Annotated in this window: 15 protein-coding genes; 5 read left to right on the top strand and 10 right to left on the bottom strand. The window is 74.5% G+C overall.

All coding sequences use genetic code 11. The features are described 5' to 3' along the window. The first annotated feature begins 89 nt into the window (after window positions 1–89). On the top strand, window positions 90–1,580 hold the full coding sequence (locus PV364_RS15365; protein ID WP_319660500.1) for an MFS transporter: 1,491 nt from the start codon (window positions 90–92) through the stop codon (window positions 1,578–1,580). A 19-nt stretch (window positions 1,581–1,599) separates the two neighbouring features. Here the strand turns inward: PV364_RS15365 and PV364_RS15360 are convergent, their stop codons facing one another. Beyond that, a complete protein-coding gene (locus PV364_RS15360) occupies window positions 1,600–2,115 on the bottom strand; it encodes a mycothiol transferase (RefSeq protein ID WP_319660499.1) in 516 nt (171 codons plus the stop codon). Between the two features lie 44 nt (window positions 2,116–2,159). After that, the gene (locus PV364_RS15355) at window positions 2,160–3,113 is read right to left on the bottom strand and encodes a LysR family transcriptional regulator (protein WP_319660498.1); all 954 of its coding nucleotides are present in this window, start codon (window positions 3,111–3,113) and stop codon (window positions 2,160–2,162) included. A 48-nt stretch (window positions 3,114–3,161) separates the two neighbouring features. On the opposite strand from PV364_RS15355, the gene PV364_RS15350 reads away from it, so the two are divergent. After that, window positions 3,162–4,079, top strand: a complete 918-nt coding sequence (locus tag PV364_RS15350) for a DMT family transporter (RefSeq protein ID WP_319660497.1) — start codon at window positions 3,162–3,164, stop codon at window positions 4,077–4,079. Here PV364_RS15350 and PV364_RS15345 read toward each other — a convergent pair. Both PV364_RS15345 and PV364_RS15340 read right to left on the bottom strand, forming a co-directional pair. Next, entirely contained in the window at window positions 4,046–4,789 is a 744-nt protein-coding gene (locus tag PV364_RS15345; RefSeq protein ID WP_319660496.1) for a class I SAM-dependent methyltransferase, read from the bottom strand. The two genes, PV364_RS15350 and PV364_RS15345, sit on opposite strands and share 34 nt — an antisense overlap. Before the next feature lie 55 nt (window positions 4,790–4,844). Next, complete coding sequence (locus PV364_RS15340; protein ID WP_319660495.1) at window positions 4,845–6,371, bottom strand: S1 family peptidase; 1,527 nt, start codon at window positions 6,369–6,371, stop codon at window positions 4,845–4,847. Window positions 6,372–6,627: 256 nt separating this feature from the next. On the opposite strand from PV364_RS15340, the gene PV364_RS15335 reads away from it, so the two are divergent. Then, complete coding sequence (locus PV364_RS15335) at window positions 6,628–7,074, top strand: SRPBCC family protein (protein ID WP_319660494.1); 447 nt, start codon at window positions 6,628–6,630, stop codon at window positions 7,072–7,074. Between the two features lie 72 nt (window positions 7,075–7,146). Here the strand turns inward: PV364_RS15335 and PV364_RS15330 are convergent, their stop codons facing one another. The 5 genes from PV364_RS15330 to PV364_RS15310 form a co-directional block, all read right to left on the bottom strand. After that, window positions 7,147–8,265 carry a chemotaxis protein gene (locus PV364_RS15330; RefSeq protein ID WP_319660493.1) on the bottom strand — a complete coding sequence of 373 codons (1,119 nt, stop codon included), beginning with the start codon at window positions 8,263–8,265 and terminating at the stop codon, window positions 7,147–7,149. Between the two features lie 113 nt (window positions 8,266–8,378). Next, a complete protein-coding gene (locus PV364_RS15325; protein ID WP_401973983.1) occupies window positions 8,379–8,609 on the bottom strand; it encodes a hypothetical protein in 231 nt (76 codons plus the stop codon). Then, on the bottom strand, window positions 8,596–8,862 hold the full coding sequence (locus PV364_RS15320) for a DUF6400 family protein (RefSeq protein WP_319660491.1): 267 nt from the start codon (window positions 8,860–8,862) through the stop codon (window positions 8,596–8,598). Before PV364_RS15320 ends, PV364_RS15325 begins: the two co-directional genes overlap by 14 nt. A gap of 109 nt (window positions 8,863–8,971) precedes the next feature. Continuing rightward, the gene (locus PV364_RS15315; RefSeq protein ID WP_319660490.1) at window positions 8,972–9,556 is read right to left on the bottom strand and encodes a VanZ family protein; all 585 of its coding nucleotides are present in this window, start codon (window positions 9,554–9,556) and stop codon (window positions 8,972–8,974) included. Between the two features lie 230 nt (window positions 9,557–9,786). Continuing rightward, window positions 9,787–10,206 (bottom strand): MarR family winged helix-turn-helix transcriptional regulator, encoded by a 420-nt coding sequence (locus tag PV364_RS15310; RefSeq protein ID WP_319660489.1) that lies wholly within the window; start codon window positions 10,204–10,206, stop codon window positions 9,787–9,789. Here PV364_RS15310 and PV364_RS15305 point away from each other — a divergent pair. After that, window positions 10,135–10,581, top strand: a complete 447-nt coding sequence (locus PV364_RS15305) for a nuclear transport factor 2 family protein (RefSeq protein WP_319660488.1) — start codon at window positions 10,135–10,137, stop codon at window positions 10,579–10,581. The two genes, PV364_RS15310 and PV364_RS15305, sit on opposite strands and share 72 nt — an antisense overlap. Before the next feature lie 70 nt (window positions 10,582–10,651). Here PV364_RS15305 and PV364_RS15300 read toward each other — a convergent pair whose 3' ends face one another. Then, window positions 10,652–11,731 (bottom strand): RICIN domain-containing protein, encoded by a 1,080-nt coding sequence (locus tag PV364_RS15300; protein ID WP_319660487.1) that lies wholly within the window; start codon window positions 11,729–11,731, stop codon window positions 10,652–10,654. A gap of 232 nt (window positions 11,732–11,963) precedes the next feature. Between PV364_RS15300 and PV364_RS15295 the strand changes: the two genes are divergently transcribed. Beyond that, window positions 11,964–12,512, top strand: a complete 549-nt coding sequence (locus tag PV364_RS15295) for a sigma-70 family RNA polymerase sigma factor (RefSeq protein WP_319660486.1) — start codon at window positions 11,964–11,966, stop codon at window positions 12,510–12,512. The last annotated feature ends 49 nt before the right edge of the window (window positions 12,513–12,561 follow it).

The raw sequence follows: 12,561 nt of genomic DNA, 5'->3' as shown, positions 1-12,561 counted from the left end.
GGCCCATCCCCCTGGCATGAACGGACCGGTCGGCGGGAAGGCGCGCCTGCGGAACCCGCCCCGTACGCAGAACGCCAGGAGGTGGCCCCATGGCAGGGTCGACCGCGCACGCCGATCCCCCGGGATCGATCCGTACGGACGTGCCCGCACGGCTGGACCGGCTGCCCTGGACCCGCTGGCACTGGCGCATCGTGATCGGGCTCGGCACGGTCTGGATCCTCGACGGCCTCGAGGTGACCATCGTCGGCAACATCGCCGGCCGCCTCGCGGAGTCCGGCAGCGGCATCGACATCAGCACTGCCCAGGTCACCACCCTCGCGGCGGCGGTGTACGTGGCCGGGGCGTGCCTGGGAGCGCTGTACTTCGGCCGACTGACCGACCGGCTCGGCCGCAAGAAGCTGTTCATGGTCACCCTCGCCGTCTACCTCGTGGCGACCGCGGTCACGGCGTTCTCGTGGACCGCGTGGTTCTTCATCCTGTGCCGCTTCTTCACCGGCTTCGGCATCGGCGGCGAGTACGCGGCCATCAATTCCGCGATCGACGAGCTGATCCCGGCCCGGGTCCGCGGCCGGGTGGACCTGATCATCAACGGCAGCTTCTGGGTCGGCGCGGCGGTGGGCGCCTTCGCCTCCATTGCCCTGCTGAACACCGCCCTGTTCGCCACCGACGTCGGCTGGCGGCTCGCCTTCGCCATCGGTGTCGTCCTGGGCCTGGTCATCCTCCTCGTCCGCCGCCATGTGCCGGAGAGCCCGCGCTGGCTGTTCGTCCACGGCAGGGCCGAGGAGGCCGAAGGCATCGTCGCGGACGTCGAGCGCGAGGTCCACGAGCAGACCGGGCAACGGCTTCCGGAGCCGGAGGGCAGCATCCTCATCACCCCGCGCGGCGACATCGGCTTCCTCACCATCGCCCGCACGGTGACCCGCACCTACCCCCGGCGCACGATCCTCGGCCTCTCCCTCTTCGCGGGCCAGGCCTTCCTCTACAACGCCGTCACCTTCGGCTACGCCGTCATCCTGACCACGTTCTTCGACGTCCCGAACGGCGACACCGGGTACTACTTCGCCGTGATCGCGGTCGGCAACTTCATGGGACCGCTGCTGCTCGGCCACCTCTTCGACTCGGTGGGCCGCAAACCGATGATCTCCGGCACCTACATCGGCTCCGGTGTGCTTCTCCTGGGCACCGCCTGGCTGTTCCAGCAGGGCGTGCTCAGCGCGTTCACGATGACCGCCTGCTGGACCGCCGTGCTCTTCCTGGCCTCGGCGGGTGCCAGTGCCGCGTACCTCACGGTCAGCGAGATCTTCCCGCTGGAGACCCGGGCGCTGTGCATCGCGTTCTTCTACGCGGTCGGCACGGCCCTCGGCGGCATCACCGGCCCGCTGCTCTTCAACGGCCTGGTCAGCAGCGGCAAGCCGTCCGACACCACGCTCGCCTTCTGCATCGGCGCCGTGCTGATGATCCTCGCCGGGGGCGTGGAGGCGGCCATCGGGGTGCGCGCGGAGCGCCGCAGCCTGGAGTCGCTGGCCTCGCCGCTCAGCGCCGTCGACGAGTCCGGGCGGACCGCCGCCGCGAAGGGCTGAGACCCCGCGGCCGTCCGGCTCAGCGCGTGCGACGGGCCACCAGGCCGCGCAGGAAGGCGGCCTGGCCGGCGTGCTGCAGGTCGTCGGAGACGACGCTGACCAGCCGGACGGCGAGGGTCACGGGCGGGTCCCAGCTCTCGTCGACGACACGCTCGAAGTCGGCCTCGTGCAGGGTGCGGAGATAGCCCACGGTGTGGTCGTGGACGGCGTCGTGGTAGCCGGTCAGCAGCTCGCCCGTCGGCACCCGCACCGCGTCGACCTCTTTGCGGACGTGCCCGTACCCGGTGTCGTACACCGGCAGGGCCAGGTCGAAGCGGTCGGCCCAGCCGTCGGCGGTCCACAGCTGCTCGCTGCCGGCGGCGTCGGCCACGTGGTCGTCCTGGATCCGTGTGAGGTGCCAGACCAGCCAGGCGATGGAGTTGGAGCGGTCCTCCAGGCGGGCGTGCAGTTCATCGGGCGACAGGCCGTCGACGGCCTCGTGGACGACCTCCTGGATCCGGCCGAAGGCGTCTACCAGCAGTCGGGCGCTCTTCACGGGTACTCCCTGCGATCGGTGCGGGCCGGCGGCTGCGCCCCACGCTAGGCCGCCTCCCCGGCGGCGGCCACGAGACACTCCAGGACCCGGCGCAGCGCCGGCTGCTCCGCGGTGCCCGTGGCGAGCAGGGCGGAGACGGTACGGGTCACCGGGCGGGCCGGCGGGTGCAGGCTGACGCCGTCCAGGGCGGCGGGGAGGGCCATGCGCGGTACGAGGGCGACACCCGCCCCGGCCCCGACGAGCGCGGTGAGCACGGCGAAGTCGGAGGCCAGCGCCACCGGCCGGGGGACGAACCCGGAGGCTCCGCAGGCCCGCCGGGTCAGCTCGTGGCACGAGGTCTCGGGCCCGGGCATCAGCCAGTTCTCCCCGGCAAGGCCGGCGAGGTCGGCGGGCTCCCCGGCGGCCAGCCGCAGCCGGTCCGCGAGGTCCGCGGGGAGGGCCAGCAGCACGGGCTCGTCGAGCAGATGGTGCCGCTCGCACCCCGCGGGGACGTCGCGGGGCAGCAGGCTGTACGCGTGGACCACGGCGATGTCCGTCTCGCGGCGGCGCAGCGCGCCGGCGGCGGCGTCCGGCTCGTGCTCGGCGATGCGCAGTTCCGCCGGGCCGGTGCCGTCCGCGGCGGCCCCGGCGGCGAGCCGTGCCCAGGTCCTCGGCAGCAGGACGCGGGCGGCGGAGGGGAACGCGGCGACGCGCACCGGCGCCCGGCCTCCGCCGCGCAGGCCCTCCAGGGCGGCTTCGGCGGACGCCAGATCGCCCAGGATGACCTCGGCGTGCTCCACGAGCAGCCGGCCCGCGGGGGTCAGCCGCAGCGTGCGCCCGTGCTTCTCCAGGACGGCGACGCCCGCCTCGCGCTCCAGCGCGGCCAGTTGCTGCGAGACCGCGGGGCCGGTCAGGTGCAGGGCCTCGGCGGTGGCGGCGATGGTGCGGTGCACGGAGAACTCGCGCAGCAGGGTCAGCCGGCGGACGTCGAGCATGAAGCTCACCTTCTTGTTCCGCATAGGAAGAGTAACTGGATCTTCTGAATCCTAGCGGGGACAGTGGAGGGCGTGCAGAGTTCCCCCCGCTTCCTGGCCCTCGCCGGCACCGTGGTGCTGTGGGCGTCCGCCTTCCCCGCGATCCGCGTCGGGCTCGACGGTCTCGGCGTCGCGGGACTGTCGTTCCTGCGCCTGGCGGTCGCCTCGGTGGCGCTGGCGGCCGTGGCGCCGCTGGCGGGGGTGCGGCGGCCGCGAGGGCGCGACCTGCCGCTGATCCTGCTGTGCGGGCTGACCGGGATGAGCGCCTACCAGGTGCTGCTGAACTGGGGCGAGGTGCACGTCCCCGCCGGGACCGCGAGTCTGCTCGTCGCGTTCGCGCCCGTGTTCAGCGTGCTGCTGGCCACCGCCTTCCTCGGCGAGGCGCTGACCGCGCGCATCGTCCTCGGCAGCCTGGTGGCCGTCGCGGGCGCCGCCGTCATCGCCTTCGCCCACGGCGGCGCGCGGGTCTCCGCGGGGGCCCTGGTGGTTCTCGCGGCGGCTGTCGTCCAGGGGACGTACCACGTGGCCACGAAGCCGCTGCTGGCCCGCCGCACGGGCCTGGAGGTCGCCTGCTACGCCATGTGGTCCGGGACGGCGCTGCTGCTGCCGCTCGCGCCGGGGACGGTGGCGGCGCTGGCCCACGCGCCCGCCGCCGCCATCGGGTCCGCCGTCTACCTCGGCCTGCTGCCCTCCGCGCTGGGCTTCGTGATCTGGGGCTGGGCGGTCGCCCGTACGACGCTGGCCGTCTCGACCGCGGCGCTCTATCTCGTCCCGCCGGTCGCCGTCGCCGTCGCCTTCGTGTGGCTCGGCGAGACCCCGCACTGGATCGAACTGGGCGGCGGGGCGCTCGGGATCGCCGGCGTCGTGCTCATCAACCGGCGGCGGCCCCCGGCGGGCGCCGTCCCGGGAGCGGGGGCTCAGCGGAGCGCGACCGCCAAGGTGACGACGTAGGGCTCCTCGACCGTGCCGTCCGGGAAGAGCGAGGTCAGCCGCTCCCGTTCGGCCGCGAGGAAGTCCCGGGCCCGCTCCTCGCCGAGCACGAGGAAGGCGGAGTGGCTGCCGAGGCTCCCCAGGTGGACCTCCAGCGGTACCCGCCGCGTCCAGGCCACCCGGCGCACGGTGAACTCCGGCCCCTCCGGCACCCGGTCCTTGGAACCGCCGCCCAGGGCCCCGCCGCCGTGCCCGAAGTACGCCCGCAGCCGGGCCTCCTGGTCCGCCAGCCAGGGCGCCGAGCGGTCGAAGTCGTTGCGCCACACCGCGAAGGCGCCGCCCGGGCGCAGTACCCGCAGCGCCTCCGGCACCGACGCCGCCGGGTCCGTCCAGTGCCAGGCCTGCGCGTACGTCACGAAGTCCATGACGCCGGTCGCCAGCGGCAGCCGGTCGCCCTCACCGCGCACGACGGGCACGTCCGGCAGCGAGCGGCGGAACTGGGCGGACATGCCGTCCCCCGGCTCCACGGCCAGGACGCGGGCGCCGCGGGCGTGCAGCAGCGCCGTCGCGATCCCGGTCCCCGCCCCGACGTCCGCCACCCGGGCGCCGGTCAGCGACCGGTCCGCGACCTCCTCCAGGGCGTCCAGCAGCGACACCGGGTAGGAGGGGCGGTTCGCCGCGTACTGGGCGGCCGCCTTGTCGAACGAACGGGCACGGGAAATGGTCGTCATGCCCCCATCCTGCGTCGCCGCGCGCCCACCGGGCGAAAGCTTTGCCGTTCCGTGGTCAATTCCACTGGCGGCGGTAGGCGTGCCCCCCTCCGCCGCTCGCGGGCCTGATCCACAGCGTGGCCAGCAGCCCCAGGAAACTGATGGCGATGACGAGCACCCCGGGGCCGATGCCGCGGCCGCTGCTGATGGCGGCGAAGGCCGAGGTGTCGGCGGCCGTGCCCGGATAACCGGCGGCCCCGGGGACCGCCGGGGCGTTCTGCCCGCCCTGCGCCCCGGGAGCGGCCGGCGCGGCCGGGGCCGCGGGCGCCGTCTGCCCGTTGGGGCCGTCCGGCTCGTTCCGGCCGCCCGGTGTGGAGCCGCCGGCGCCCGTGCCGGTCCCCGGGGTACCGGCGGGCGCGGAGGAGGCCGGGGCCGCGCCGGAGTCCTGGCCGCCCGGCGTCGCGCCGTCGCTGTCCGTGGCCCGGGGGATGCCGACGCCCAGCGCGGCCAGCGCGGTCGTCACCGGCTGGAAGAAGGTGATGCCGCCGGAGGTGCAGTCACCACTGCCGCCCGAGGTGACGCCGAGGGCGAGGCTCTGGGCGAACAGCGGGCCGCCGCTGTCCCCGGGCTCGGCGCACACCGTGGTCTGGATCAGGCCGCCGACCTGGCCCTCGGGATAGTTGACCGTCGCGTTCAGCCCGGTGACCCGGCCCGCGTGCAGGCCCGAGGTGCTGCCGCTGCGGAAGACCTGCTGTCCCACCAGTGCCTCGGCCGCCCCGTTGATCCGCACCGCCCGTCCGTCGCCGAGGTTCACCACGCTCGCGCGGTCGTCGTCGGCCCCGACCGGGTCGCCGTAGCGGATCAGGGAGAAGTCCGCACCGGGAAAGGAGCTCGCGACCGTCGTGCCGACCCCGGTGGCACCCCGGTTGTCGCCGAACCAGGTGGTGCCGACCGGGCCGCAGTGACCCGCGGTCAGCAGGAACGTCTCCGGGCCGTTGGTGACGTTGAAGCCGGCCGAACAGCGGCTGCCCCGGGTGAAGATGGGCGCGGCCCCGGCGGTACGGGTGGTGAACGTGTCCGTGGTCCGCTCCATGCGGACCGCGTCCCCGATGCCGTCGGCGACGTCCTTCAGCCGCGACCAGTCCTCGGCCGAGACGGTGCGGTCCGCGAGGACCACCACCGTGTTCGTCCTCGGGTCGACCGACCACGCCGTGCCCGCCACCCGTGGTGCCTCGCGGAGCGTGTCACCGGCCGAACTCAGCTCGCGCATGCTGTGGCGCACGATCTTCGCCCGCGCGCCCGCCCGGGTCACCTCGGCCGCGGACGCGTCGTCGGTGACGGCGACCACCGCGCGGCCCTGGGCGTCCACCCAGCTGCCGGCGGTGCGGGAGTCGCCGAGCCGGCTCTCCAGCTGTCTGGCGAGGGCCGCCGCGCTCCCCACGCTCTGCGCGCCGTCGGCCGGGGCGTCCAGGACGCGGTGGCCGCCGCCGCCGTCCTGTGACGCGTTCGCCCCGGCCTGGGACACCATCACCCCGCCGCAGACGACTCCCGCGACGGCCACGAGCCGTATCGCGCGCTGCACGTGACGCCGTGTGCGCCTCACCCAGACCCCTACTTCCGCATCCGTACGCGGACCCGCGGACCCGGGCCCACCCTCCATACGTGCGGTACGCGCCGCGTGCTCACCGCCCCGGCGACCGGTGTCCGCGAGGCCGGCGCGGGCGGGGGTGAGGCGGGCCGGGGCGGTCGTCCCGGGTGCCCGGGCCGGGGCGAGGACCTATGGTGACGGAGAGGCGCCATGCGGGCGCCGTCCGCGACGGCGCGTCCGTGCCGCCGGGGTGAGCCGTCAAGGAGCCGTGATGGGCGGACAGTTCGAGGCAGTGGTCGAGATCGGCCGGTCCGTGGGCGAGGTCTTCGCCTACCTCGCCGAAGGCACGCACGACCCCGAGTTCAGCCCCCGGGTGCAGGAGATCAGGAAGAGCCCGGCGGGTCCGACCACCGTGGGCACGATCTTCACCAGCGTGGTCAAGGACGCCGGGATGAAGACCCGGCGGGAGTTCCGGATCACGGCGCTCGACGCGCCCAACCGGATCCGCTGGGCGGAGCAGTCCAAGAACCTGGTCACCGCGACGCAGGGCGGTTACGACCTGGAGCCGGTCGCCGAGCGGGTGACGCGGCTGCGCATCTTCAACGAGCTGGAGGGGCACGGCGTCGGCAAGCTGCTCGTCGGGCTGGCCCTGAGCGCGGCCCGCAAGGACGCGCCGGCCTTCGGGCAGCGCATCAAGGCGGCCGTCGAGGCCTCCTGACGCGCGGCGCACCACGCCGCGGCCGGGTCCGGCCGCGCCCCCGCGTCACCCGGGAGTGCGGCCGGGCCGGGGTCAGTAGCGCAGTACCGCGGCGATGCGCTCGTGCTCGGCGAGGGTGTCCGGGGGCAGGAAGACGACCTCCGCGCCCTTGTCGAGCGCGGTCTCCACGACCTCGTCCACGATGTCCTCGCGCACACCGCCCTCGAAGCCGTCGGCCTGTTCGCCGTCGCCGTCGACCGGGACCAGGTGGCCCTCCGAGACCTTCACGATGCGCTGGTAGTCCTCCTCGACCGCGACCAGCTCGGCCCGGCCCTCGCACACCGACTCCCAGACCTCGTCCAGTCCGGCGGCGAAGGTGCGGCGGCTGCGGGCCTCCTCGAGCCGCGCCCCGACCCGCTGGGTCTCCTGGCGGGCGAACTCCTCCTTCGCGGGGGCGAGTTCCTGCAGCAGGGTCGGCTCGGGGGCGTCGACCAGACCGCCCTTGAGCACGGTGGCCACGGCGGCGTCGGAGGCCGTGCCGACCTCCTTGAGCAGCCCGACGGCGTCGGGGAGCCCGACCAGGTACAGCGGTCGGGCGTCCGTGCCCAGCAGCGCGGCCAGCGCGGTGTCGACGGAGCGCAGGAAGCGCCGGGTCTCCTCGTTGCTGAAGGTGCTCGGGTGGTCGCCGATCTGCTCCAGCCGTTCGGGGTCCCACTCCAGGTGTTCCGGCTCCGCGGGGAAGCCGTCGCCCTCATGGGCGTGGAGCGACCGCCCCGTGCCACTCCACAGCCTCGCGCGGTCGGCGGCGACGCCGAGCACCCAGTACGGGCGGGCACGGGCCTTGGCGGCGACCAGGTTCCGGGTGAGGAAGCTGTCGCTGATGACCACGCGCTCGGGCACCGGGCGCGGCAGGACCCACAACTGGTGGTCCTCCTCTGTGGCGTACATGACCAGCCCGTCGAGGGAATGCCGCAGGTCCACCTCGGACGCGACCCGCTGGAGCTGGCCCTTGATGTTCATCCGGGTCCGGCGGGACGCGTCCGGGTCGTTCTCGACCCGGCGTTCGGCCTCGGCGATCAGATTGCGCAGCCGCACCGCGTCCTGGGCGTTGTCCGGACGCCGGTGCGTAGGCATGGTCAGCGACACCGCTGGGTACGGCCTGGTCGCGCGGAGCTCCCGCAGCGTTCCGGCCGTGAGGGCGTCGGTTTCCATGGTTGCCTCCCTGAGGTCCACGGTTGCTCCCCGCGGACGGGGGCAGCCCACCTCCCGAGCGTTTCACACCCCGCGCCGGGCCGCCTGCCGGGGAACGGGTCCCACCGGGCGGGTCAGCCGGAGGCGCGGTGCCGGGCGCCGAAGCCGCTGTCCCAGGACCACATGTGGGTGCAGGAAGGGCACTGCAGGTGCACCACGGGACCCTGGTTGGAGAGCAAGTAGCGCCAGTGGTCGGGGCAGTTGTGGCCCGCGGCGCACGTGGCGCACTCGACGTGGTCCGCACAGCGGGGGCACGGGATCCAGGCCCGGCGGGCGGGGTCCGCCGAAGGGTCAATCGGAAGCAGCACCGTCGTCCTTCCCGGTCTCCTCGCGGGCGGGCAGGACGCCGGCGGCGACGAGCATGCGGTGCACCGCCTCCTGCTCCTCGTCCAGTCCCGAGTAGAGCAGGCGGTGGGCCTCGTCCTCGCCGCGCAGGACCTCGACCGGGTCCCAGTCGTCGCCGAGGGCGGCGACGACCTCGGCGCGACGGGCCGTCTCGTGCTCGGTGAAGTCGAGCTCGAAGGTGTGGAGCTGGTCCGGGGATTCGTTGTGGTTCATGGATGCTCGCCCGCTCCCGCGGCACTCGGGGTTCAATCAAACGTGTGTATCAAAATGCCGGACTTGCTGGGAAGTGCTCGAACCCCGAATGTGACGCACCCCATGCCGGTCAGGGGCGTTTGGCGAACCCGCGGCGGACGGTCGCCAAGGGCCGGAAGGGCTTGCGCGCGGTGCTCGTGCCGGGCGTGCCCTTGGGGCGGCCGACCTTGGCGGGAGCGGCCTTGCGCGGCGTGCTCCTGGCCGCGGGGGCGGTCTCGGGCGCGGGGGTCGCGGCGGGCTCGGGCAGGGCGTGCACGACCCGGCCGAGCCGGCGGCCGAGGAGCAGGTAGCCGAGCAGGGCGCCGGTGGTGTTCATGATCACGTCGTCGACGTCGAAGGCCCGGCCCTGCACGACCGCGCCCTGTGCGAGCTCGACGAGGACCATCACCAGCCCGGTGGTGACCACGACCCGCAGCGCGCCGCGCGCCTTGGGCGCCAGTACCGGCAGCAGCACACCGAAGGGCATGCCCAGCAGGACGTTCCCGCCGACCTGGCGGACGGCTCCGGCCACCGTGTAGCGCTCGTAGTACTGGCGGAGCGAGGCTCCCGGGTGGAGATTGGCGTGCGCCAGTCCCTCGGAGGCGTACGAGGGGGAGAGCGTCGCGCGGGCGAGCACCGCCCCGAAGGCCACCATGGCGACGAACGCCAAAGCCATCGCCGCCCACCGGCCCACCGTCGCCAACACCGACCGGCGCCTTCGCTCCGGTACCTCCGGCACCTCCGGCGATCTCCTGCGCCACACCGACCGACCCACTGAGCCCCTCCTCCGGTCCTGGCCCCCGCCTCCGACCGGATACCCCGGAAGCGGCGGAGGATGCCCTGCTCCGGGGCCGGGCTTCGCGGGCGGGACGGAACGGCCGGTACGCCGCCCGCGCGGTCACCCCGTCAGCGCGCTGGGCGCACATCGCGGCGGCGCACCCGCGCGGCCCCGCCCAGTTCCCCCAGCAGGTCGGCGAGCACCGCCCGGCCGGCTGCGAGGGATTCCGCTCCGCAGCGCCTGGTCAGCCGCTCCTCCAGCGCGGCCCGGGCCCGGCGTGCGGCGGCGACGGCCTCGCGGCCGCGTGGAGTGAGGCGCACGAGCCGCACACGGGCGTCGCCGGGGTCGGGGACGCGCTCGGTGTACCCGAGGCGTTCGAGCTCGGCGACGGCCTTGGACGCGCCCTGCTGCGTCATGCCGAGCCTCGCGGCGAGGTCGCCGACGGTGGGTTGTCCCTGCACGAGGTGCTGGAAGACGTGGCCGTGCGACAGGCGCAGGTCGCCGAAGCCCCGGGCGGCCAGTTCCGCCCGGACGGCGTCGCCGACCACGAGGCCGTCTCGCGCGGGGCGTTCGGTGAGGAACTGGCCCGCTTCCTCACCGAGGACGTGGTTCACCGGGAGTTGCCCGACGCCCTCTTGCCCGAGGGCGCGGTGCGCGACCTGTCCGCACCGCTGGAGGCGGCCCGACGCGGGCGGCAGGGACTGCGCGAGCAGACCTTCGGGGGCGTCAACGCCGTCGCCGCGCGGGACACGGTCGCACGGGAGGTGGCCTGGGAGGGCACCCTGGCCGTCCCGTTGGGCGACCCGCCGGCAGGACACGTGCTGCGGGCGCACATCGGCACGTTCCTGGAGTTCCGGGACGGCCGGATCGCCGGGCAGCGGAACTACGACTGCTACGAGCCGCTGCGCGCCGCGGCTGCCTGAGCCGGCGACGCCCCCGCCGCCTCCTCGGCGGCGGGGGCGGCCGGCGGGTACCGGTCGATATGACGGTTCGTCAGTTGCGGTACCACTTCTGGTTGGAGGTGCCGTAGCAGGTCCACAGCTGCAGCGTCGTGCCGTTGCCGGTGGCCTTGTCCACGACGTCGACGCACTTGTCGGCGTGCGGGTTCACCAGGTCGCCCGCGCTGTTGAGGACGAACTGCTGCGCCCAGCCGCCGTTGCACTTGGCCAGCTGGACCGCCGTGCCGTTGGCGGTGGACGCCCAGGCCAGGTCCATGCACAGACCGAGGGAGTGGACCGAACCGTCGGAACGGAAGTCCCACTTCTGCGAGGCAGCACCGCCGCAGTCCCAGATCCGCAGGCGGCTGCCGTCGCGGCCGATGCCGTCCGACGCGTTGGTGATGTCGATGCACCGTCCGGAGGCCGAGCTGCGGATGCGCACGCCGGGAACCGTGACGGTCTGCTGCGTCTTGGTGGGCTTCGGGGTGGGCTTGGTGGCCGAACCGCTCGTCCCGGAGCCGGAGCCGGAGCCGGAGCCGGAGCCGGAGCCGGTGGTGCCGGAGCCGGAGGAACCCGTGCCGCCCGTGCCGGTCGTCGTGCTGCCGCCGCCGGTGGTGCTGCCGCCGCCCGCGGCCGCGATGCCTCCGCTGCCGCCGCTGTGGACCGTGCCGTTGCCGCCGCCGGTGAGGACCGTCCCGGCGCCGCCGCCGGTGAGGACCGTCCCGGCGCCGCCGCCCGTCACGCCGCCGGTGCCGCCGCCCGTGCCGCTCACCAGGCCGCGCGGGCCGGAGTTCTGGGAGTCGGTGTGGGTGCCGACGGTGGGTGAGCCGGTGGACGCCGAGGGGTCCGATCCCGTCTCCCCGGGTGTGCCGGCGGACACGGAGGCGGCCGGAGCGGCGGCCACCGGGCCGCCGTCGGCGCCGTGTTCGGGGAACACGTCGATCTGTGCGAGCAGGGGAACCACCAGCACCGCGCAGCCGACGACGGCGGCCGCCGTGGCTGTCGCGGCCCACACCCGCTTGCCCGGCAGCAGCCCCCGGCGGGGCAGTGCGGGGCGCCGTGCGAAGTGCTCGCTGAAGCGCTCGGGTGCTCCTTCGAGCACCTCGGGGTGCCGTGGCTCGGATGGGGACGGCACATCGTCTCCTGTCGTATCGGTGGGGCTGCCGCGAAGCATGAAGGTGCCGGTCCGCGCGAGTTCAGCCGGAACGTGCACATTGGACGAACGTCGTCTTAAGAGCCTCGCCAAATGATCGACTGTTCGCCAACCTCGTAAGTACAGCACGCCCTGGCGGGCAATATCGTTCACCCCCATGGGCACGAACGAGTCCGGTCACCAGGGCCGATGACATCCTCCGGGAGCCGGCGCCGTGACCCCCACAGAAGACGACGCGCAAGGGGGGCGCCCGGATCTCGCGGCCCGCCTCCTTGCCGAGACCGAAGTCCTGCGACGTTATGTCGGCGGCCTGATGGGCGGTGACGTGCACGCCGCCGAGGACGTCCTGCAGGAGACCCTGCTGCGGGCCTGGCAGAGCGCCGGACGGCTCGACCTCGACGAGCGGCCGATCCGCATGTGGCTCTTCCGCGTCGCCCGCAACCTCGCCGTCGACCACCGCCGCCGCGACCGCTCCGTACCCGTCGGGGTCACCGCCGCGGACTTCGCGGGCACCGCGCTCGCGCCCGTCCGCGACCACGCCGGCGCCGTCGAGGACCGCTCCCTCCTGGTCGGCGCCCTGCGCGCGCTCGCGCCCGCGCACCGCGAGGCGCTGGTCCGCGTCCACGTGATGGGCCAGGCCGGCGAGGACGTCGCCGTCCAGCTGGGCGTCCCGTGCGGGACGGTCAAGTCCCGTACCCACCACGGGGTGCGCGCCCTGCGCGCGGAACTCGCGCGCCGGGGTATCCGCGGCGCGGCCGCCTGAGCACCCGGCCGGTCCTGGCGCGCAGTGCCGCGCCGCCCTCCTGGCGGCG

Source organism: Streptomyces sp. MI02-7b, from assembly GCF_033793585.1.
Taxonomy (GTDB): Bacteria; Actinomycetota; Actinomycetes; order Streptomycetales; family Streptomycetaceae; genus Actinacidiphila.
This window is presented reverse-complemented; position numbering and strand designations above follow the sequence as displayed.